This is a genomic window from Brucella thiophenivorans, assembly GCF_002252445.1.
In the GTDB taxonomy this organism is placed as follows: Bacteria; Pseudomonadota; Alphaproteobacteria; order Rhizobiales; family Rhizobiaceae; genus Brucella; species Brucella thiophenivorans.
On the sequence record NZ_NNRJ01000015.1, the window covers coordinates 541398 to 563795 of the forward strand.

Genomic DNA, 22398 nt, shown 5'->3' on the forward strand with positions numbered 1-22398 from the left:
AGGGAACGAAGAATGGGAGTGCCGCATGTATGATCTTGCCGTGGCCTGGGACTGGCTGGGCTTCGCTGCGCGGTGGCTACACGTCGTCACCGCAATCGCGTGGATCGGCTCATCTTTCTATTTTATTGCGCTGGACCTTGGTCTGCGTCAGCGTCCCGGCTTGCCCGTCGGTGCGCATGGCGAAGAATGGCAAGTCCATGGCGGTGGTTTTTATCACATCCAGAAATATCTGGTGGCACCCGCCGAGATGCCTGAGCATCTGACATGGTTCAAATGGGAATCCTACGCCACATGGTTGTCAGGCTTTGCGCTGCTCTGCATCGTTTATTATGCGGGCGCCGATCTTTACCTGGTCGATCCCAATGTGCTCGATGTATCCGCACCCACAGCCATCGCCATCTCGATTGCTTCGCTGGCTTTGGGCTGGATCGCTTATAACACCATCTGCAAACTGATGCTGGGCAAGAGCGATACGCTTTTGATGATCATCCTCTATTGCATTCTGGTGTTTATGGCCTGGGGCTATACGCATCTGTTTACCGGACGTGCAGCGTTCCTGCATCTGGGTGCATTCACCGCGACGATCATGTCCGCCAACGTGTTCATGGTGATCATTCCGAACCAGAAAATCGTGGTGGCTGATCTGATTGCCGGTCGCAAACCTGATCCGAAATACGGCAAGATCGCCAAGCAACGTTCAACGCATAACAACTATTTGACGCTGCCGGTTCTATTCTTGATGCTGTCGAACCATTATCCGCTGGCTTTTGGCACTGAGTTCAACTGGATCATCGCTTCGCTGGTGTTCCTGATGGGCGTCACAATCCGCCACTGGTTCAACACCCGCCATGCCCGCAAAGGCAACCCGACATGGACTTGGCTTGTGACGGTGCTGCTGTTTATCGTGATCATGTGGCTATCCACTGTGCCAAAAATCCTGACCGGGGAACCGGAAGAGCAGAAGATTTCATCGCTGCAACAGAGTTTCATTTCAGACCCGCACTTTGACAAAGTGCGGGATACTGTTCTGGGACGCTGTGCGATGTGTCACGCCAAGGAGCCGGGCTGGGAAGGCATAATTGCGCCACCCAAGGGCGTAGTGCTTGAAAATGATAGGGAAATCGCGGCCCATGCCCGCGAAATCTATTTGCAGGCTGGTCGTTCCCATGCCATGCCGCCTGCCAATGTCACCGGGGTAAGCAATGAGGAGCGCAAGCTGCTCGCTTCCTGGTATGAATCCGCGACTTCTGGAGCAAAATAACAATGACCAAACTTCTCATCCGTGGCCGCGTGCTGAGTTTTCGTGAAGAACCGCAAGCTTTGGATGATGCGCATTCCTATCGCTATATCGAAGATGGAGCCGTGCTTGTCGAAAATGGCCGCATCGCGCGTCTCGGAGATTATGCCGAGATAAGCGCTGAAGCAGGCAGCGACGTAAAGATTGCCGACCATCGCTCGCATCTGATTATGCCCGGTTTTATCGATACGCATATCCACTATCCGCAGACACAGGTTATCGCGTCCTATGCGGCCAATCTTCTCGAATGGCTGAACACTTACACCTTCGTGGCAGAGCAGAAATTCGCCGACGAGCAGCACGCGGAATTTATCGCTGAGCGCTTTTTGGACGAACTGATCCGACACGGAACGACGACCGCCGTTGCCTATTGTTCAGTGCATCCGCAAAGCGTCGATGCCTATTTCCGCGCTTCGCAACATCGCAATATGCGCATGTTGGGCGGCAAGGTGATGATGGACCGTAATGCGCCACCAGCACTCTGCGATACGGCACAATCGGGCTATGATGACAGCAAGCAATTGATTGCCCGCTGGCATGGCAAGGATCGCCTTGATTATGTGATCACGCCGCGTTTTGCGATTACGTCCACGCCAGAGCAGCTTGAGGCCAGTCAGGTTCTGGCACGCGAGCATCCTGAATGCTTCATCCAGACACATCTTTCGGAAAATCACGAAGAGATTGAGTTCACGAAATCGCTTTACCCCGATGCGCCGGATTATCTCGGCATCTATGAGCATTATGGGCTTCTTGGCGATAAGACATTGCTTGGTCATTCCATCCATCTTGAAGAGCGCGAAGTGAAGGTGATGGCAGAGACCGGCTCGGTTGCCGTTTTCTGCCCGACCTCGAACCTGTTTCTTGGTTCCGGGCTGTTTGACCGTGATCGCCTGAAAGCATCGGGCGTGCGTATGTCAGTTGCTACTGATGTCGGCGGCGGCACCAGCTTCTCGATGCTGCGCACGATGGACGAGGGCTACAAGGTGCTGCAATTGCGTGGAAGCCGCCTCAACCCGTTCCAGTCATTCTACATGATGACACTCGGCAACGCTCGTGCGCTGTCGATGGAAGACAAAATCGGAACACTTGATGAAGGCACGGAAGCCGACATTGTGGTGCTCGATTCATCTGCTACATCGCCGATGCGTCTGCGCATGGCAGCCGCCGCGACGCTTGAGCAGGAATTGTTCCTGCTGCAAACGCTGGGCGATGACCGCGCCATTGTTGAAACCTATGTGGCAGGTAAGCCGCTAAAGGCCGAATTGACTTAAAAAATCTCTGGAGGAGGGAGAGGGAGGGCCCGCGGCGGAGAAATCTGCTGCGGGTCTTTCTTTATTTAGTTCTTAGAGCGCATGTCTCCCAAAACCGGTTCCCACTTTTGGGAGACATGCTTTACAGCTCTTCCGGTCGCTTCCCACCCATCTCATGGGTCAGATCATCAGCAGTTGAACGAATGAGCGGCCCAAGCTGTTCAAGCTTCTGCCGGGGCAGGCGCACGGCAGGTCCGGAGATAGAAATGCCTGCAATTGCTTCGCCATGCTCGTTGAAAATTGGCGCGGCGATACAACACATGCCGAGCGTATGTTCTTCATCGTCAATCGACCAGCCGCGTGTGCGCGTTGCCTGAATGTCTTTGAGCAACGCAGGCAATGTGTCGAGCGTGTGTTGCGTGAAATTTTCAAGTGTTCTGCCAGAGAGTGTGTGCGCTATTTCCGTATCTGACCATGTGGAGAGAACAGCTTTGCCAATGCCTGACGCATGGATCGGTCCACGCCGTCCGGGGCGGAAGAAAGCGCGCATCGGCGCGTGGCTTTCGATCTGCGAAATAAACACAACATCGCCGCCATCTTCGATGCCGATATTGGCGGTCTCGCCGCTCGTTTCCATCAGTTTCTTGAGATAAGGCCGCGCCAGAGTGCCGAGCTTGCGGAAGCGGCGAAAGGCATTGCCGATTTCAAAAGCCTTGACGCCAATAGTCCAATCGCCGCTTTCCACATCATGTGAAACCATGCTGTGATTAGCGAGTGATGTGAGAAGCCGATGCACCGTCGAAGGCGCCATACCACTGCTATCAGCCAGATCGGTCAGTGTTGATCCGTCATTTTCGGCAATGAGTGCCAGAAGCTTAAGGCTGCGATCCAAAACCTGAACGGATGAGGGGGCTGCGTTTTCTGCTGCCTTGCGGCCCCGCTTTGCTTTTAACTGATCCATTCATACGTCTCCGATTCCCTGTTCTTTCATAACTACCGCATCCTGAAAGACGCGGAAAGTGTGTGTCGATTATCTCCATTTCATTGAAAATCTTTATTTCCATATAATGGTATGAATTTCCATTTTTTGATTATAGTGTCTGTAAATGGATTTATTTCCCGTTTAGGAGGATGTCGTTATGGCCAGAATGCGCGCAGTCGATGCAGCCGTACTTGTGTTGGAGAGGGAAGGAATCAATTGCGCTTTCGGCGTACCGGGCGCTGCGATCAATCCGTTTTACTCGGCGATGAAAGCACGCGGTTCGATCCGTCACATTTTGGCGCGTCACGTTGAAGCTGCTTCGCACATGGCTGAAGGCTATACCCGCGCAAAGCAGGGCAATATTGGCTTGTGCATCGGAACGTCCGGCCCGGCTGGTACAGACATGATTACCGGCCTCTATTCGGCCTCTGCCGATTCTATTCCAATCCTCTGCGTTACAGGCCAAGCCCCCCGCGCGCGCCTCGACAAAGAGGACTTTCAGGCAGTCGATATTGCCAAGATTGCGGCCCCCGTTACCAAATGGGCGGTCACGGTTATGGAGCCAGCACTGGTGCCTTTTGTTTTCCAGAAGGCATTTCATATCATGAAGTCGGGTCGCCCCGGCCCGGTGCTGATCGATCTGCCGATCGATGTCCAGCTCGCTGAAATCGAGTTTGACATCGATACTTATCAGCCGTTGGAGGCTTACAAGCCATCAGCCACCCGCGCGCAGGCCGAGAAGGCCATTGCCATGCTCAACGCAGCGGAGCGTCCGCTGATCGTTGCAGGCGGCGGCATTATCAACGCTGATGCATCTGATCTTCTGGTCGAATTTGCTGAAATCACCGGCATTCCGGTCATCCCAACCCTGATGGGCTGGGGCGTTATCCCGGATGATCACCGCCTGATGGCGGGCATGTGTGGTCTTCAGACCTCGCATCGCTACGGCAATGCAACGCTGCTGGCCTCTGACATGGTGATCGGCATCGGTAATCGCTGGGCGAACCGTCATACCGGCAATGTCGATACCTATAAAAAGGATCGAAAATTTATCCATGTCGACATCGAACCAACCCAGATCGGCCGTGTTTTTGCTCCCGATTTCGGGATTGTTTCAGATGCTGGCAAAGCCCTGAAACTGCTGCTTGATGTGGCGACTGAATGGAAAACCGCAGGCAAGCTGCGCGATTGGTCCGGCTGGGCGCAGGAATGCGCTGAGCGCAAGAAAACCATGCTGCGCAAAACGCATTTTGATCAAACACCGCTGAAGCCACAGCGCGTTTATGAAGAGATGAACAAGGCCTTTGGCCGCGATACTTGCTATGTCACGACCATTGGTCTGAGCCAGATTGCCGGTGCGCAGTTCCTACATGTCTATCGCCCGCGCAACTGGATCAATTGTGGTCAGGCTGGCCCTTTGGGCTGGACTTTGCCAGCGGCACTTGGGGTTCGTGCAGCCGACCCTGATCGTCCGATCGTTGCCCTGTCCGGCGATTATGATTTCCAGTTCATGATTGAGGAACTGGCGGTCGGCGCACAGCACAAGCTGCCTTACATTCATGTTGTCGTGAACAATTCATATCTCGGCCTGATCCGTCAGGCGCAGCGCGGCTTCAATATGGATTTCGAGGTCAGTCTTGCGTTCGATAACATCAACGCATCGGGTGATGCCGAAAAGGGCTATGGAGTTGATCATGTGGCGGTTGCCGAAGGTCTGGGCTGCAAGGCGATCCGGGTACGAAGCCCCAACCAGTTTGCCGAGAGCTTTGAACAGGCAAAGGCGTTGATGGAAGAACATCAGGTGCCGGTTGTGCTTGAATTCATTCTCGAACGTGTCACCAATATCTCCATGGGAGCCGACATTGATCAGGTTGTCGAATTTGAGGAACTGGCAGAACGTGGCGAAGATGCGCCGACTGCGATTGCGGCTTTATTAGATTAATTTCGGAGGAATGGGCTATGCCAAGATTTGCAGCCAATCTGACTATGCTTTTCAATGAAGTGCCATTCATGGATCGCTTCGCACTGGCAGCGAAAGCCGGTTTCACAGGGGTGGAGTATCTCTTCCCCTATGACTTTAATAGGCATGAGTTGAAAGGAGAACTGAATAAGCACAATCTGGCGCAAGTGCTGCACAATCTGCCAGCGGGCAACTGGGCTGGTGGTGAGCGCGGGATTGCAGTTCTTCCTGACCGAGTAGATGAATTCCGGCGCGGTGTGGCGGATGCTATCGACTATGCCGCGACGCTCAATTGCTCGCAGGTCAATTGCCTAGCCGGTATTGCGCCGCAGGGTGTGGACCGCGATGCATTGCGTGCAATATTTGTCAGCAATCTGCGACTTGCATCGCGCGAACTTGGCAAGCACGGCATACGCTTATTAATAGAGCCGATCAACCACTATGATATTCCGGGCTTTTACCTCAACACGGTCGAGCAAGCCGTTTCGATCATTGATGAAGTCGGTAGCAACAACCTGTTTATCCAATATGATCTTTATCATCAGCAGCGCACACGTGGCGAACTGATCGCCACTTATGAGCGCTACAAGCCGCTGATTGCACATATCCAGCTTGCTGATAATCCGGGTCGTAATGAGCCAGGAACCGGCGAAATCAACTATCCACATGTGTTCGAAGCGCTGAAAAATGCTGGCTACAAGGGCTGGATCGGCTGCGAATACAAGCCAAAGACCACGACCGAGGAAGGGCTTGGCTGGTTCAAACATAATGAAGCCGAACGGCTTACTGCATAGGGAGATTTGATATGGCTAAAATTGGCTTCATCGGGCTTGGGATCATGGGCAAGCCAATGGCGCAGCATTTGCAAAATGCGGGCCACCAGCTTTTCACTTCAAAGCACAAACAACCAACGCACAAGGACTTGTTGGATGCAGGGTTGAGCGTTCTTGAAACGCCGAAGGCAGTCGCAGCCGAATGCGAAACTATCATTCTCATGTTGCCGGATACGCCACAGGTAGCAGAGGTTCTTTTTAGCGAAGGCGGCGTTGCAGAGGGGCTTGGCAAAGGCAAGATGCTCATTGACATGAGCTCGATTTCGCCGATTGAAACCAAAGAATTTGCCAAAAAGGTTCGCGCAACGGGTGCGGAATATATCGACGCGCCGGTATCGGGCGGCGAGGTCGGTGCAAAGAACGCCAGCCTGTCCATCATGGCAGGCGGAGCACAGGACGCCTTTGACAAGGCATTGCCGCTGTTAAAGCTGATGGGTAAAAACATCACGCTGGTGGGTGATTGCGGTGATGGACAGACGACCAAAGTCGCCAATCAGATTATCGTCGCGCTCAACATCGAAGCCGTGGCGGAAGCGCTGGTTTTTGCTTCGAAAGCAGGGGCCGATCCGTCTAAGGTGCGTGAGGCGCTGATGGGCGGCTTTGCGTCATCGCGCATTCTAGAAGTGCATGGCGAACGCATGATCAAGCGCACCTTCGATCCGGGTTTCCGCATTTCGCTGCACCAGAAGGATTTGAATCTGGCCTTGCAGGGCGCAAAAGCGCTGGGCGTCTCGTTGCCGAATACTTCCATGGCACAGGAATTGTTCAACTCCTGCGCAGCGCATGGCGATGATGGTCTCGATCATTCCGGTCTGGTGCGCGCGCTGGAGCGCATGGCCAATCACGACGTGGCTTAATTCAAGAGATTAATTCTCTGGAGGGGAGAACATAGAGCTGGCGATCTGGAGGGAGATGGCTGGCTCCATTGCTTTTATATGCGCAGCACGAAATAGTGTTGTGAAATAACAATAATATCGGGAATCTCATGACTGCCATCAACGATCCGAAGAAGTTTCTGACCAGCCTGTTTGATGCAGCGGTTGCGGCTGCTGATCCTGAACTGGTGATCCGCGCCAATCTGCCTGCAAAGCCCAAGGGCCGGACGATTGTGATTGGTGCTGGCAAAGGCTCGGCACAGATGGCAGCCGCTTTCGAACGCGCATGGGCCGAGCGGCATGAGGGCGAGGACGCACCAATCGAAGGCATTGTCGTCACGCGCTATGGCTATGGTGCGCCTTGCAACACTATTGAAATCATTGAAGCATCGCACCCGGTGCCTGATGATGCCGGCCTTGCGGCCTCAAAGCGGCTGTTTGATGCCGTATCAAACCTCACAGAAGATGATCTTGTAGTAGCGCTTATTTCCGGTGGTGGGTCCGCTTTGCTGCCGTCGCCGCCAGAAGGCCTGACACTTGAGGACGAGATCGCAGTCAACAAGGCATTGCTGGCTTCCGGTGCGCCGATTTCGGCCATGAATGCGGTGCGAAAACACCTTTCGACTATCAAGGGTGGAAGACTGGCAGCTTGCGCCCATCCGGCAAAAGTCTTCTCGCTGGTGGTTTCGGATATTCCCGGCGACAATCCGGCCTTTGTCGCGTCTGGCCCGACCGTGCCTGATGCAACGAGCCGCGACGAAGCGTTAAAGATCATTGAACGTTACAAGCTTGAACTTCCAGATGCCGTTGTCGCGCATATCAAAAGCGAGAAGGCTCATGCGCCGAAGCCCGATGATAAAATCTTTGCCGAAAACGAAGTGCGGGTGATTGCGTCCGCTGCTGTTTCGCTGGAAGCAGCCGTAAAGGAAGCCGAGCGTCATGGGGTCGAGGCGGTGATCCTGTCCGATTCCATCGAGGGTGAAGCACGCGAAGTGGCGCATGTTCATGCAGCAATCGCGCGCGAAGTGGCGGATCGTGATCGCCCGTTTAAAAAGCCGATTGTGCTGCTTTCTGGTGGCGAAACCACCGTCACCATCCGCGCCAAAAGCGGCAAGGGTGGCCGCAACAGCGAGTTTCTGCTGTCCTTTGCGCTTGATATTGATGGCTATGGGAATATTCACGCACTGGCTGCGGATACGGATGGCATCGATGGTTCGGAAGACAATGCAGGTGCCTTTGCGGATGGGACAACGGTTTCGCGGCTGCAAAAGGCTGGCGAAGATGGCGCTGCACGGCTTAACGCCAATGATGCATGGAGCGCTTTTGATGCAATCGGTGATCTGTTTATGCCGGGGCCAACCGGCACCAATGTCAATGATCTCCGCGCTATTCTGATAAAGGGCTAGCGCTCAAAGCGCGGGGGAGGGGGTGTTAAGTTATAACGACTCAGAATCCATAATCGGGATTCTGTTATAACGATTCATCCTTCTTTGCGGGAAAGCGGTCATCATCGATCAAAATGCGGTTGGCGGCGCCGTCGAGGTCGTCATACTGGCCATTTTTCAGCGACCATAGAAAGCCTGCGAGGCCCAGAACACCCAGGCCAAGCGCAATAGGAATAAGGAAAAGCAGTCCGCTCATTTGTGCGCTTCCTTAAGAATAGCAGCAGGTGCGACAGTGGTTTGGACCCGCTGTTTTTGTTTTCCGGCCCTCAGCCGCATCGCGTTGCTGACAACCACAATAGAGGACAGCGACATCGAAAGTGCGGCCACCAATGGCGTCACATAGCCGAAAATCGCAATCGGCACGGCAATGATATTATAGCCGATGGAAAGTGCGAAGTTCTGGCTGATTAACCGGCCTGCCTCTTTGGACACCGCAAAAGCCAGCGGCACGGCGGCGAGGCTTTCGCGCAGGAATACGAAATCGGCAGCGTTACGACCAATATCGGCAGCGGTTGCCGGTGCCATTGAAACATGCGCTGCAACAAGGGCAGGGGCGTCGTTCAAGCCGTCGCCAACCATCAGCACTTTACGACCATCAGCCGCAAGACCATGCACAAGTTCCGATTTATCGGCAGGCAGAACTTCCCCGCGATAAGTATCGACACCAAGATAACCGGCAAGCTTTTTCACCGCTGGCAATTTATCGCCGGAAATGATTTCCAGCTTCAAGCCATTGCGTTTCAGCGCGCCAATGGCGCTTGCTGCGTCTTCGCGCGGCTGATCTTCAAAGCGGAAATTTTGAACCAGCTTGCCATTGATGGAGAGGCCGGTTTCAGGACCATCGGAAGCAGCCGCATTCGCATCGCTGTCTGCCCATTCGCGCTTGCCAAGCCGATAGATCGTGCCGTTCAGTTCGGCTTCAATGCCCGCGCCCGGAACTTCCTCAATTCGGGTGAAGGCAGTCATTGGCTTTGCACCTGAAAACAGCGCAAGCGCCCGCGAAAGCGGGTGACGCGAGTAAAGCGAAAGTTCGGACGCGATCTCGAGATTGTTCGGGTTGATCGCATCAAGATCGATCAGGCGAGGCTGACCAAGTGTCAGCGTGCCTGTCTTGTCGAATACGGCCGTGTCTACTTCCGCCATGCGTTCCATGGCGGAGCCGTCCTTGATCATGATGCCGTTTTCAAACAAGCGACGGGCTGCCACCACCTGAACGATTGGCACCGCAAGCGCCAACGCACAGGGGCAGGTGATGATGAGCGTGCAGATCGCGATATAGATCGAGCGATACCAGTCGCCGCCGGTATAGATCATCCAACCGACAAAGGCCGCAAAGGCAATTGTATGCACCATAGGCACATATAGTTCCGATGCCCGGTCAGCGAGACGACGATAAAAAGCGCGACCACCTTCGGCAACGTCCATCAGACGCACCATTTCGGCGAGGAAGGAATCTTTTGCTTCAGCCGTTGCGCGAATGACGAGCGGCGCTGAGAGGTTCATCGTTCCTGCACGAATATCTGAGCCGGGACCGACTGGAACCGCATCGCTTTCGCCTGATGCAATCGCGCAATCAAGCTCTGAACGACCGTCTTCGACTTTTGCGTCAACAGGCACACGTTCGCCTGCGGCAAGGATGATCCGCATTCCGGGGCGGATTTCATTGACCGGCAGATAGTTGCGCTCGTCATTGTCGCTGATCACCACAGCACCACGCGGGCTTAACTGGGCAAGACCTCGCACGGCGGAGCGTGCGCGTGCGCGCATCAGATAATCGAGCGTGCGGCCAATCAGCAGGAAGAACAACAGCGAGACAGAAGCGTCGAAATAAGCGTGCTGGCCATGGTTCATCGTCTCATAAACGCTCATGCCGAACGCAAGCGAAATGGCGAGCGCAATCGGCACATCCATATTCACGCGACGCATGCGGAGCGCATTCCATGCCGAGACATAGAAGATGCGGCCCGAATAAATTAGGGTCGGAAGCGCAATAAGCGCCGAAATCCAGTGAAACAGATCGCGTGTTGCGGCATCTGCACCCGACCAGACGGCAACCGAAAGCAGCATCACGTTGCTCGACGCAAAGGCTGCAACACCAAGCGCGATCAGAAGGCGATTAAATGTCGGATCCTTGTCCTGCGTCATATCAAAAATATGCGCTTCATAGCCAAGCCTGCGCAATTGATCGACAACATCAGGAGGCGTTTCACCGTCTTGCCAGCGCAGCGAGACGCGGCGCGCTGTGAGGTTCACCCGGACATAGTGAATGCCCTGCAGTTTTCCGAGGGTGTCCTCAATGGTCTTGATACAAAGTCCGCAATGAACACCTGGAACCGACAAATCGAGCTGGCGCAATCCATCGCCAAGGCTGCGGCTGGCAAGCTGCATTTCTTCTGGCGATAGCACTTGGGCTACAGTTGCAAGCTGGGCATTTTCAACGCAGCAGCTCATTGCATTTTCCCATCCTTAATGAGGATACGGACGATATGGCGATACGGATCATCAAGTCCGGCATCGCTGTTCACTTCCATGATCCAAGCGCCTTCGTCGAGTTCAAGCGGGGAACTGAGAAGGCCTGATCCATTGGCGCTCAACTTCACTTTTGTATCATTTACGTCGCCAACAGGGCGTTTGAACTCAGCTGTGCCGCCGGTGATCTGCACAGGGGTGCCGTTGCGGTCAGTCAGCTTATAGGTGAAAATACCGTCGGCAAAAGTCGCAGTCTGTTGCCATTCAAGCGCTGCCTGCTCTTTGCCGGTTTCGGCCTTGTCATTGAATTCCTGGCTGGCGACATAAGTGTTTTTCACCACCAGTCCACTCCAGCTACTGATCGCATTATAAGCCATGGTGATATTGACAGCGATGATGACGCCGAAAAAAGCCACCATGATTGACAGCATGTGCCGTCCGGTGAATGTTCCTGAAGTTTTCGATTTCGCTGACATTATCTCTTCCCTGCTGCCGTTTCTGGGGCCATGAAGATTGCTTTGTAACGTGCATGTTCCGCGCCGTCCGCGTCACGCACTTCGATTGCATAGTCGGCACGCGTATCGGTAATCGCATCATGTGGTATGGTGACAAAAACACGTAGTGTAGTTAGTCGGTCCGGTTCGACGGGAATGTCGTAATCGCCGCTGGCATTTTCCGTTTCATCCTGCACGGTTAATGATGCGCCGGGCAAGCCTTCAATGGAAAGGCGGAAGGTGCGTGGCACAGGGATCATATTGAGCAGCTTGACCGTATAGCCATTGCGGATCGAACCATCTGACAAAAGCACATATTGCGGCGTGCGATCATGGAGCACATTGATGCCTATGCGCTGACGCATCGACAGTGAAATAACCAGTGTGAGGCCAATCAGCGCCCAGACGATGAAATAAAACAGCGTGCGCGGGCGAAGAACCTTCTTCCATGAAAGATGTTCAACCGCTGGAGACAGCTTGTTCGGCGCGTCATAGACCCGTGCCGGATTGATCGGTGCTGTGCCATTGTTGGTGGCAAGGTCCATATTAGCATTATAATCGGCCAATGTGGCATAGGAAATCAGCCCACGCTCTTTGCCAACCTTGTCCATGACACTGTCGCAGGCATCGATGCAGAGCGCGCAGGTGATGCATTCAAGCTGCTGACCGTCGCGAATATCGATACCCATCGGGCAGGCAGCTACACAGGCATTGCAATCGACGCAATCGCCCACTGCTTCCCCTGTTGCGATGGCCTTTTTCGTATGTCGTGAACGCGGTTCGCCACGCCAATCATTATAGGTGACGGTCAGCGAATTTTCATCAAGCATCGCTGCCTGAATACGTGGCCATGGGCACATATAGGTGCAGACCTGCTCACGCATCAGTCCGCCAAATATATAGGTGGTGGCGGTAAGAATCGCGACGGTGATGTAGGCAACGGGTGCTGCACGTCCTGTTACGAAATCCACGAGCAGCGTCGGTGCATCGGCAAAGTAGAAAATCCATGCGCCGCCAGTCAGAATACCAATCACTATCCAGATCGCGTGCTTGGTGACCCGCTTTAAGACCTTGTCGAAACTCCAAGGCGCTTTGTCGAGCTTCATCCGGGCATTGCGGTCGCCTTCTATGGCACGCTCGACAACCAAAAAAAGATCGACCCAGACGGTTTGCGGGCAGGTGTAACCGCACCATGCGCGGCCCGCTGCTGATGTGATCAGAAACAGTCCGAGGCCCGACATGATGAGCAAGCCTGCTACATAGTAGAATTCTTGCGGCCAGATTTCCACGAAGAAGAAATAGAAACGGCGATTGGCAAGATCCAGTAACACTGCCTGATCGGGTGCATAGGGGCCACGATCCCAGCGTAAAAAAGGTGTCAGATAATAGATCGCCAATGTGATGAACATGATGATCCATTTGAAGCGGCGGAAAGTGCCCTGTACGCGCTTCGGGAATATCTTCACCCGCGCCGCATAAAGCGACTTCCCACTTTTAGGGAGACGGGTCTTGGGGGAATTGACTGCCTGAACGTCTATCCGTTCGACATCATCTGACATTTGCCTTGCTCCTCAAGTGCGATGCCGGACAGACAGAAGCTGGCTTACCGGGTGGATCGCACTTGCAATGTTTGAGAGCGGGGTGGTTATTCGCCGTCCGTTCCAATGCAGTGACCTGAAATCTGAAGTCCGATTGCCGTTTAACCGAAGCCAGATTTTAATTCGCTGGCCCCGTTGCCGGGGCCAGTTTTGTCATTCGCCGCCACCCAGTGAGTGCACGAAAATGGCAAGCTGCTTGACGGTTGCATCGCCCAGACGTGCTTCCCAGGCGGGCATGACGCCATGCTTAGGACGAGCTACTTGCTTGGCAATCGCATCTTCGCCCGAACCATAGAACCAGATCGCGTCGGTCAGGTCAGGTGCTCCGAATTCGCGCAGACCCTTGGCGTTCTCGCCATGACAGACGGCACAGTTTTCAGCAAAAACCTGCTTACCCGCCGGGATCATGTCAGGGTTATGTGGCGTACCGGAAAGGCTTACCACATAGGCGCTCACGTCACGAACCTGTTCTGGTTCAAGAACATCGACAAAGGCAGGCATTTCCGAAATACGTGTATCCGCATCGTCGGTCGAGCGCACGCCATGGCGGATGGTCGTCAAGATGTCGTCGACAGAGCCGCCCCACAACCAATCGTCATCGTTGAGGTTCGGATAGCCCGGCGCGCCCTGCGCACCTGTGCCGTGGCACTGCACGCAATTAACGCGGAAGGCGGCGGCGCCACCGGCAATCGCATATTGGCGCAGATTTTCATCGGCCAGAATCTCATGCACATCCTTGCCCTTGATCTGATCGATAATGCCTTGACGGCTTGCCGCGATCTCTGCGTTTTCCTTCCAGAAATCGCCACGGCTGGACCACTCGGTGAGGCCAGCGGTTGAGCTGGAAATAAGAGGCCATGCGGGATAAGCAATCACATAGGCTGCTGCCCAGACAATCGTTGCATAGAACGTCCACAGCCACCAGCGTGGCATAGGATTGTCGAGTTCCTGAATGCCATCCCATTCATGCCCGGTGGTTTCTACGCCACTGACTTCATCAATCTTTTTGTCAGTCATTTTTGTCGTCCTTGAATGGGATTTCCTTCGCTTCATCCGCCTTCTTCTTGCTTCCGGGGCGGAAAGCAAAAAGAATGACAAAGACAAAGAAGAGCGCCATGCCGAGCAGGCCCCAGCTATCGGCGAAAGTGCGCAGGGTATTGTAATCCATGGCTATATCTCCGCTTTATCGAGCTTTGGGGGACTGATCGTAGGTCGAAAAATCAACAAGCGTTCCGAGCATCTGGAGATAGGCGATAAGCGCATCCATTTCGGAAATCACCTGCGGGTTGCCGTCAAAATCACCGACTTTCGCTTTTGGATAGCGTGCCAGAAGATCGGTTGTATCGGCATCGGGTTCGGCCTGAGCTTTCAGATCGGCAAGTGCGTTGTCGACCATTTCCTGGCTGTAAGGCACGCCAACGGCAATGTTGGCCTTAAGGTTGTCGGCGATCGTGCCGGTAACAAGCGGCTTCTTCAGCAGGAAGCTATAGCTTGGCATGACCGATTCCGGCACCACGTCACGCGGACGCACCAGATGCTGTACGTGCCATTCATTGGAATAGCGGCCACCAACGCGGGCAAGGTCAGGCCCTGTGCGCTTGGAGCCCCACTGGAACGAGTGGTCATACATGGACTCTGCCGCCAGACTGTAATGACCATAACGCTCCACTTCATCGCGGAACGGGCGGATCATCTGGCTGTGGCAGAGATAGCAGCCTTCGCGGACATAAATATCGCGTCCCGCAAGCTCCAGCGGTGAGTAGGGGCGAACCCCTTCCACCTTCTCGATCGTGTTTTCGAGATAGAAAAGGGGTGCGATTTCAACGATACCACCGACAGTCACCACGGCGAGCGAGGCGATCAGCAGCAATGTTGCGTTTTTCTCCAGCGTGGAGTGTTTTTTCAGAAAAGACATAAATCACACTCCTTATTCTGCGGGCTGCAGAGTTGGATTGGCTACAAGGCGGCTACCATCCATCGGTGCTTCCACACGCAGGTCTCCGCGAATGGTTTTGTAGACGTTCCATGCCATCACCAGACCGCCGGTCAGGTAGAGCACGCCGCCAAGCGTACGGATGACGTAGTAAGGGAACATGGCCGCAACCGTTTCGACGAACGAATAGACGAGGAAGCCCTGGCTGTCGTATTCGCGCCACATCAGACCCTGCTGGATACCGGCAACCCACATCGCTGCGGCATAGAGAACTATGCCGAGTGTGGCGAGCCAGAAGTGCCAGTTGACCATGCGGACCGAATAAAGCCGCTCACGGTTCCAAAGCTTTGGTGTCAGGTAATAGACAGCCGCAAATGTGATCATGCCGTTCCAGCCAAGCGCACCGGCGTGAACGTGACCAATGGTCCAGTCGGTATAGTGCGAGAGCGAGTTCACAGCCTTGATCGACAGCAGCGGACCCTCAAATGTTGCCATGCCGTAGAAGGCGATAGCTGCAACCATCAGACGGATGATCGGATCGGTACGCACCTTGTCCCATGCGCCTGAAAGCGTCATCAGGCCATTGATCATGCCACCCCATGAAGGCATCCACAGCATGATGGAGAACACCATACCGAGCGTCTGCGCCCAGTCAGGAATAGCAGTATAGTGCAGATGGTGTGGACCAGCCCAGATATACAGGAAGATGATGGACCAGAAGTGCACGATGGATAGACGATAGGAGTAAATCGGACGGTTCGCTTGCTTTGGTACGAAATAATACATCATCGCAAGGAACGGTACGGTCAGGAAGAATGCCACCGCATTATGGCCGTACCACCATTGCGTCACGGCATCCTGAACGCCTGCAAAGGCCGAATAGCTTTTCACGCCAAGGAAGGAAACCGGGATCGCCAGATTGTTGATGATGTGCAACATGGCGATAGTGACGATAAACGACAGGTAGAACCAGTTTGCCACGTAGATATGCGGCTCTTTGCGCCTCAGCACCGTTCCCATGAATACGAACAGATAGGCGACCCAGACGATGGTGAGCCAGATGTCGACATACCATTCGGGTTCTGCATATTCACGCGACTGCGTGATACCGAGCAGGTAGCCGGTGCCAGCCATCACGATGAACAGATTATAGCCCCAGAACACGAACCATGCGAGATCGCCGCCGACCAGACGTGCGCGACAGGTGCGCTGCACGACGTAGAACGATGATGCGATCAGGATGTTGCCGCCAAATGCGAAAACTACCGCCGATGTATGCAGCGGACGCAGACGGCCAAAGTTGAAATAGGGTTCCAGATTGAGATCCGGGAAGGCAAGCTGTGCTGCAATGAGGACGCCCACGAGAAAGCCGACCACGCCCCAGAACACGGTTGCGATGACGCCGTAGCGGATCGGCCCATCCATATAGGTGGACTGATCGACTTTTTTGGGCGTCAGGCCGTAATCGGCGTTGCGCATCAAAAGGATGGTGAAGATGGCAAGTGTTGCGAACAGAATCCACATATGGATTCTAAACAGCTCATCATGAGAAAATCCGGCCAGAAGCACAGCAAAAAGTGCTCCCAGACCAGATAGGACTGTTCCAGCGGCGTAGTTCATGTAATCCCCTCGCAGCGCAAGTCAGAAGCTGTCCAAGTGATGACAGCTATATCGATAGCCCCTCTATCGGCATTCCACGGTTGCGTGTCATTGATCTAAATCAAACAGCGCTTGATTGGGATGCAACGAATTGGGAGTTTTGGGGGATTTGCTTTTTAAGTTGAGATTCCGATTTTTAGCTCTTGCTAGGTCGTGGTGACGATTTAACTTACCGAGCGGTATGTGGGAAAATCGTTCAGCTTTAGGAGCGAAACCGAAGGTGGAGTGAACTCCATTGAGGTTTTGCGACGACAAGATGGGCGATTTTCACCATATCCTTTCAGGACGCAGCGGATTTCACCTCTGACTTTGTCGAAATGCCCTCGTGGAGGAATACTCCACCTCGCTCACTTCTCCTCGTCAGATGCAAAATCCGACATGCGCCGCTCGAAAGTTAAATCGTCACCACGACCTAAACCTTTGATTGTAGTCATTGCGCGGGAATAATCAGTGAAGCGCGCAATCCGCCCTCGGACCGATTGTGCAACTCAATCGTACCATTCATGCGAGATGCTGCCATCTGAACGATAGCAAGACCCAAACCGCTGCCATTTTCGCTTCTGTTTGAACCGCGATAGAAACGCTCGGTCACATGTGCCAATTCTTGTTGCGGAATGCCGGGGCCATCATCTTCGACAGTGAAAATGAGGCGATCATCATCCTTATTGAGATTGCACCGCACCGTTCCGCCTTCTGGCGAATGATTGACGGCGTTCTCAATCAGATTGCGCATAGCCAGCGTGAAAAGATGCGGATATTGCATCGAAACAAGCGGCAGATTGTTGGGCAGTTCGATTTTTACACCGCGATGGGCTGCCAACATACGCATGTCGGTGGAGATCGAAACCAGAAGCTGGCAGGCAGGCTCCGGCGCAGGCGGCTCCAGTTCATCGCCGGTTTCAAGCGCTGCAAGATCAAGCAACTGATTGACCAGTCGGCTGGTGCGATCAACGCCCGCCGCAATCTGTCGAACGGCATTGGCACGCATTGCGTCGTCTTTCGCACCTTCTGCAATTTGCGCTTGAGTCTTGAGACCGGCAAGCGGGGTCTTCAATTCATGCGCGGCAAAGATCGCAAAATTGCGTTCGCGTTCACGTGCTTCCTCCACGCGATGAAAAAGATCGTTTAACGCTGAGACTGCAGGCGCAATTTCTGAGCGAAGGTTTTCTTCCGGCAGGGGACGCAGATCACGTGCATCACGCTTGGACAAGGTTCGGGCAAGGCTGCTCAGCGGATTAAGCCCGCGCCGCACACAAAGCCAGATCAGAACAGCAAGGATCGGGAGCAAAAGCAGCGCCGGCAAAACCACACCTGTCACCACATTTTGCACGAGATGTTTACGAACGGAAACGCTGTCACCAACCATCACACGCACGCCAAGCTGCGTATTTTCAATGGCAAAGACCCGCCAGCGCTCGCCTGCAACGACTGTATCGGAAAAGCCGTTTGCTACATTGGTCAAGCGCTCACCCGGTGCACTTTCGGATCGTCCGACGAGCTTTCCATTCAGCGCCCATATTTGGCAGAAAAGCTGGCTTTCATAGATGGGAAAATCTTCTAGCGGCTTGAGCGAAAGCTGTCCGCCATCGCCATCAGGGCTAACTTCCACGCGGCGTTCGGTGAGCAATGAATTGACCATACGTGCGGCTTCCATGAGCCGCGCATCCAATACTTTTTCAAGACGTGATTGCGTGCTGACATGAATCCAGATCACGGCAAAAAGCCAGACAAGACAGGTCATGCCGATCAATATGACGGTCAAACGGCCGCGGATGGAGTTCATAGTACGCGCTCCGCTAGCTTGTAGCCCACACCGCGCACCGTCTCGATAAAGGCAGAGCCAAGCTTGGAGCGGAGGTGATGGATATGCACTTCCACCGCATTGCTTTCCACCTCCTCCTGCCAACCATAGAGCGCCTCTTCAAGCGAAGATTTTGAAACTGTTGCTGTTGGCCGCTCCATCAATTTGCGCAAAATTGAAAATTCGCGCCGCGTCAGACGCAACGGCTCGCCTTTGAGATGCACAGACATTTCCGCAGGATCAAGCTCGACGCCGCGCCATTCAAACGTTGCACTTGCGCGTCCCGTACCGCGTCGGGCAATGGCACGAACACGCGCTGCAAGTTCATGCAGATCGAAGGGCTTGCCGACATAATCGTCGGCACCCGCATCAAGTCCGGCAATGCGTTCGGGAACCTGATCGCGTGCGGTCAAAAGCAGAACCGGCGTTTCATCACGCGCCTGCCGCATGGATTTGAGCACATCAAGACCGGAGCCGTCGGGCAGCATCAGATCAAGCACAACGGCGTTGTAATTCTGGGCGGCAAGGGCTGCATCGGCATCGCCGCAGTTGGATACCGCATCCACCGTGAATCCGGCCAATCCAAGCCCCACGGTAAGCCCGTCGAGCAGAATTGTATCGTCTTCAACAACCAGAATGCGCATATCTATTCCTGTATCAGTCCTGTTTCATTTTGAGGCAGCTTTCGCTTCGCCAGCTTAAGGCTGTCTTAAGGTGGCGCTCTCATTGGATTTTTACAATCTAGTTCTTCATTTGCATTAATTATCAGATTATGAAGGCCGGGCATGTCTTGGGGACATGCGACATTGAGGTGCGGGAAATTGACTTTATTGAACCAGAAGAGCGCAGTGCGCCTGATCCTGATCGGCTTTTTGCCATTGGCGTTTGGAGCCTGCACAAGCGTTCCGACAGAGAGGCCGGTTACTGTCATTATGCCGGAACCAGTGGCGATTGCACCTGAGACCGTGGCTGTCGCACCCGTTTTCGAGCCTATGCAAGAGCCGGAAGTGCAGACCGCGAAAAGCGAATACGAAGTCATGTATGGCGCGGTCAATGATCGCGGAAATCAGATTGCAGCACTTGACCTGAGCAAAATTGCCGAAAGAAATCTTCGTAAGCAGGTCGACTATCAGACCACGCATCCGGTCGGCACGATTATCGTTGACCCCTACACCCGCTATCTTTATCTGGTGCAGCCGGGTGGCAAGGCTATGCGCTATTCGGTGGGCGTTGGTCGCGCTGGAATGACATTTAGCGGCGATGCAGAAGTTGCCTATAAGGCACAATGGCCGCGCTGGACGCCGACGCAGAACATGATCAAGCGCAACCCTGACCATTATGCAAAACATGCGCAGGGCCTTGCGGGTGGCATCAGCAATCCTCTCGGCGCACGCGCACTTTACCTTTATCGCGACGGCAAGGACACGCTTTACCGCATCCACGGCACCAATGAGCCATGGTCAATTGGCAAGGCTGCATCGTCGGGTTGCATCCGTCTTTTCAATCAGGACATTATCGATCTTCACAAGCGGGTTTCCAGCGGAAGCCACGTTGTTGTTCTGAACAAGGCTCAATCGTCTCAAGGAGAAAGCTGATGATGAACCGCCGCCAGATGATTGCCGCAACCGCCGCCGGTGCTGCAACGCTCGCCATGTCTGGTGGCGAGGGTTTTGCGCAGAGCATGCCAAAGATTGCAGATGTGCTTTATGATAAAGACATTCCGGTTCTTGGTAATCCCCACGGCGACGTTACGATTGTCGAATATTTCGATTACCAATGCCCTTACTGCAAGAGAGGTCATGCCGAACTGATGCGCGTTGTTGAAAACGACGGCAAAGTGCGGCTGGTGCTTAAAGACTGGATTATTTTTGGCGACAATTCCGCCTATCCGGCGCGGCTGGTTCTGGCGGCTGAAAAATCGGGCAATTACGTCAAGGCGATGGAAGCCATGATGCAAACGACGGGTCGGTTGAGCAAAGATCAAACGGATGAAGCTCTTGTAAAGGCTGGCCTTGATCCCAAAAAACTTGAAGCCGATTATCAGGCTGACATAACCAGAATTGAAGATATTCTTGAGCGCAATTCGAAGCAGGGCGAAGCTTTCAATTTTGGCGGCACACCATCTTTCGTGATCGGCACCCGCCTTTATGGCGGCGTGATGAAAGAACAGAATTTGATTGATGCGATCGCGCAGGCACGAAGGGCATAATTCCTATTCAGAATTTGAAAGCAAGCACCGGAGTGTTGTCAGTCTTGTAACGCGTTAGAACTTCTTCAATAGTAAGAAGGATCAACGGATATGGATCTGATGACACGCATATATGACACGGATGAAAGCCGCTGGAGACAAGTGCTCACACGCGACAAGGCATCAGATGGCGAATTTTTCTATGCCGTGCGCACGACAGGCGTTTATTGTCGTCCGTCTTGCCCCTCGCGGCGTGGCAAGCGTGAAAATGTCCAGTTTTTTGATACTGTAGAAGCCGCGGAACGCGCAGGATTTCGCCCCTGTATGCGGTGTAAACCCAATATGGCAGCTACGCTCGATGCGCAGAACAATGCTCGTCACGCCGATATGGTTGCAGCCGCTTGCCGTTATATCGAGGCTGAGGAAGAAATGCCGGAGCTTGAAGACATAGCGCGTGCGGTTGGTGCCAGTGCATCGCATTTCCACCGTCTTTTCAAAGCTTTCACTGGAATGACACCAAAAGAATATTCGGACGCGCATCGTGGACGAAAAGTTCGCTCGGCACTGGAAGCGCAACAATCAAGCGTGACGAATGCCATTTATGAAGCGGGTTATAATTCATCGAGCCGTTTCTATGAGGCATCGGACAAGGTGTTGGGAATGAAGCCATCAAGCTATAAATCCGGCGGCCAGAATGAGATCATCCGCTTTGCGATCGGTCAGTCTTCGCTGGGGGCGGTTCTTGCAGCAGAAAGTGCGAAGGGCGTCTGTGCCATTCTGATGGGGGATGACCCGCAAGAACTGATTATCGATCTCGAAAAGCGTTTCCCGAAAGCAGAGCTTATCGGTGCTGACCGGGACTTTGAGGATCATATTGCGCAGATCATTGGCTTAGTTGAAAATCCGCGTATCGGGCTTGATCTGCCGCTGGACCTGCGCGGCACGGTTTTTCAGGAACGGGTCTGGCAGGCATTGCGTGAAATCCCGTTTGGCAAAACCGTGAGCTATAGCGAACTTGCACAAATGATAGGCTTGCAAAAATCGACGCGCGCCGTGGCGCAGGCTTGCGGTGCCAACAAGATTGCCGTGGCTGTTCCATGCCATCGTGTGGTGCGCAATGATGGTGGTCTTTCCGGCTATCGCTGGGGCGTGGAACGCAAGCGTGAGTTGCTGGAAAAGGAGAACCAAGCCTAGAATATTAAGGTTGCAACGCTGCTGCCGATAGCTTTTGATCGGATAAAAGATCAAAGGATTCGGACATGAGCGTTACTATCTACGGCATCAAAAACTGCGACACAATGAAGAAGGCACGCACATGGCTTGAAGATCATGGCGTCGACTATGCTTTCCATGATTACAAGAAGGATGGCCTTGATGCTCCAACGCTCGACCGCTTTCTGAAAAACATCGAATGGGAAAAATTGCTCAATCGTGCAGGCACCACTTTTCGCAAACTGCCTGAAGACGAGCGCCAGACTGTCGATGCGCAAAAGGCGCGTGAACTCATGCTGGCGCAGCCTTCCATGGTTAAGCGTCCGGTGCTTGAAAAGGATGGCAAGCTGAGCGTCGGTTTCAAACCCGATCAATATGAGGCATTCTTCAAGGCTTGAGCAT

General features: G+C 53.8%; 21 protein-coding genes. 10 read left to right on the top strand and 11 right to left on the bottom strand.

The annotated features are described in order from the left end of the window. Positions 1 to 25 precede the first annotated feature (25 nt). Together CEV31_RS07520 and guaD are read left to right on the top strand one after the other, a co-directional pair. Positions 26 to 1261 (top strand): urate hydroxylase PuuD, encoded by a 1236-nt coding sequence (locus CEV31_RS07520; RefSeq protein WP_094506386.1) that lies wholly within the window; start codon positions 26 to 28, stop codon positions 1259 to 1261. Positions 1262 to 1263: 2 nt separating this feature from the next. After that, a complete protein-coding gene (gene guaD / locus CEV31_RS07525; RefSeq protein WP_094506387.1) occupies positions 1264 to 2568 on the top strand; it encodes a guanine deaminase in 1305 nt (434 codons plus the stop codon). A gap of 121 nt (positions 2569 to 2689) precedes the next feature. Here the strand turns inward: guaD and CEV31_RS07530 are convergent, their stop codons facing one another. Continuing rightward, the gene (locus CEV31_RS07530; protein ID WP_094506388.1) at positions 2690 to 3508 is read right to left on the bottom strand and encodes an IclR family transcriptional regulator; all 819 of its coding nucleotides are present in this window, start codon (positions 3506 to 3508) and stop codon (positions 2690 to 2692) included. Positions 3509 to 3686: 178 nt separating this feature from the next. Between CEV31_RS07530 and gcl the strand changes: the two genes are divergently transcribed. The 4 genes from gcl to CEV31_RS07550 all read left to right on the top strand — a co-directional run bounded on the left by gcl (position 3687) and on the right by CEV31_RS07550 (position 8603). After that, positions 3687 to 5471, top strand: a complete 1785-nt coding sequence (gcl, locus tag CEV31_RS07535) for a glyoxylate carboligase (RefSeq protein WP_094506389.1) — start codon at positions 3687 to 3689, stop codon at positions 5469 to 5471. Positions 5472 to 5488: 17 nt separating this feature from the next. Continuing rightward, entirely contained in the window at positions 5489 to 6283 is a 795-nt protein-coding gene (gene hyi / locus CEV31_RS07540) for a hydroxypyruvate isomerase (RefSeq protein WP_094506390.1), read from the top strand. Between the two features lie 11 nt (positions 6284 to 6294). Then, a complete protein-coding gene (locus CEV31_RS07545; RefSeq protein ID WP_094506391.1) occupies positions 6295 to 7179 on the top strand; it encodes a 2-hydroxy-3-oxopropionate reductase in 885 nt (294 codons plus the stop codon). 128 nt (positions 7180 to 7307) lie between these two features. Next, entirely contained in the window at positions 7308 to 8603 is a 1296-nt protein-coding gene (locus tag CEV31_RS07550) for a glycerate kinase type-2 family protein (protein ID WP_094506392.1), read from the top strand. A gap of 64 nt (positions 8604 to 8667) precedes the next feature. Here CEV31_RS07550 and ccoS read toward each other — a convergent pair whose 3' ends face one another. From ccoS to CEV31_RS07600, 10 genes are all read right to left on the bottom strand, one after another. Further along, on the bottom strand, positions 8668 to 8838 hold the full coding sequence (ccoS, locus tag CEV31_RS07555; protein ID WP_064320199.1) for a cbb3-type cytochrome oxidase assembly protein CcoS: 171 nt from the start codon (positions 8836 to 8838) through the stop codon (positions 8668 to 8670). Next, complete coding sequence (locus tag CEV31_RS07560; protein WP_094506393.1) at positions 8835 to 11093, bottom strand: cation-translocating P-type ATPase; 2259 nt, start codon at positions 11091 to 11093, stop codon at positions 8835 to 8837. Before CEV31_RS07560 ends, ccoS begins: the two co-directional genes overlap by 4 nt. Further along, positions 11090 to 11587: a FixH family protein gene (locus tag CEV31_RS07565; RefSeq protein ID WP_094506394.1), complete on the bottom strand. Its 498-nt coding sequence runs from the start codon at positions 11585 to 11587 to the stop codon at positions 11090 to 11092. The genes CEV31_RS07560 and CEV31_RS07565 overlap by 4 nt, the downstream gene beginning before the upstream one ends. Continuing rightward, positions 11587 to 13164 carry a cytochrome c oxidase accessory protein CcoG gene (ccoG, locus tag CEV31_RS07570; protein ID WP_094506395.1) on the bottom strand — a complete coding sequence of 526 codons (1578 nt, stop codon included), beginning with the start codon at positions 13162 to 13164 and terminating at the stop codon, positions 11587 to 11589. The genes CEV31_RS07565 and ccoG overlap by 1 nt, the downstream gene beginning before the upstream one ends. A 192-nt stretch (positions 13165 to 13356) precedes the next feature. After that, entirely contained in the window at positions 13357 to 14220 is an 864-nt protein-coding gene (gene ccoP, locus CEV31_RS07575) for a cytochrome-c oxidase, cbb3-type subunit III (RefSeq protein ID WP_094506396.1), read from the bottom strand. After that, the gene (locus tag CEV31_RS07580; protein WP_094506397.1) at positions 14213 to 14371 is read right to left on the bottom strand and encodes a cbb3-type cytochrome c oxidase subunit 3; all 159 of its coding nucleotides are present in this window, start codon (positions 14369 to 14371) and stop codon (positions 14213 to 14215) included. Before CEV31_RS07580 ends, ccoP begins: the two co-directional genes overlap by 8 nt. 15 nt (positions 14372 to 14386) lie before the next feature. Further along, on the bottom strand, positions 14387 to 15118 hold the full coding sequence (ccoO, locus tag CEV31_RS07585) for a cytochrome-c oxidase, cbb3-type subunit II (protein ID WP_094506398.1): 732 nt from the start codon (positions 15116 to 15118) through the stop codon (positions 14387 to 14389). Positions 15119 to 15130: 12 nt separating this feature from the next. Continuing rightward, on the bottom strand, positions 15131 to 16756 hold the full coding sequence (ccoN, locus tag CEV31_RS07590; RefSeq protein ID WP_094506399.1) for a cytochrome-c oxidase, cbb3-type subunit I: 1626 nt from the start codon (positions 16754 to 16756) through the stop codon (positions 15131 to 15133). Between the two features lie 469 nt (positions 16757 to 17225). Then, positions 17226 to 18578, bottom strand: coding sequence for an ATP-binding protein (locus CEV31_RS07595; RefSeq protein WP_094506400.1), 1353 nt, complete (start codon positions 18576 to 18578; stop codon positions 17226 to 17228). Beyond that, positions 18575 to 19240 carry a response regulator gene (locus CEV31_RS07600; protein WP_094506401.1) on the bottom strand — a complete coding sequence of 222 codons (666 nt, stop codon included), beginning with the start codon at positions 19238 to 19240 and terminating at the stop codon, positions 18575 to 18577. Before CEV31_RS07600 ends, CEV31_RS07595 begins: the two co-directional genes overlap by 4 nt. 288 nt (positions 19241 to 19528) lie before the next feature. Between CEV31_RS07600 and CEV31_RS07605 the strand changes: the two genes are divergently transcribed. The 4 genes from CEV31_RS07605 (at position 19529) to CEV31_RS07620 (ending at position 22394) form a co-directional block, all read left to right on the top strand. Further along, positions 19529 to 20191, top strand: coding sequence for a L,D-transpeptidase (locus CEV31_RS07605; RefSeq protein WP_374846872.1), 663 nt, complete (start codon positions 19529 to 19531; stop codon positions 20189 to 20191). Then, positions 20191 to 20805 (top strand): DsbA family protein, encoded by a 615-nt coding sequence (locus CEV31_RS07610; protein ID WP_094506403.1) that lies wholly within the window; start codon positions 20191 to 20193, stop codon positions 20803 to 20805. The genes CEV31_RS07605 and CEV31_RS07610 overlap by 1 nt, the downstream gene beginning before the upstream one ends. Before the next feature lie 90 nt (positions 20806 to 20895). After that, entirely contained in the window at positions 20896 to 21978 is a 1083-nt protein-coding gene (gene ada, locus CEV31_RS07615) for a bifunctional DNA-binding transcriptional regulator/O6-methylguanine-DNA methyltransferase Ada (protein WP_094506404.1), read from the top strand. Between the two features lie 65 nt (positions 21979 to 22043). Beyond that, positions 22044 to 22394 carry an ArsC family reductase gene (locus CEV31_RS07620; protein WP_094506405.1) on the top strand — a complete coding sequence of 117 codons (351 nt, stop codon included), beginning with the start codon at positions 22044 to 22046 and terminating at the stop codon, positions 22392 to 22394. Positions 22395 to 22398 lie beyond the last annotated feature (4 nt).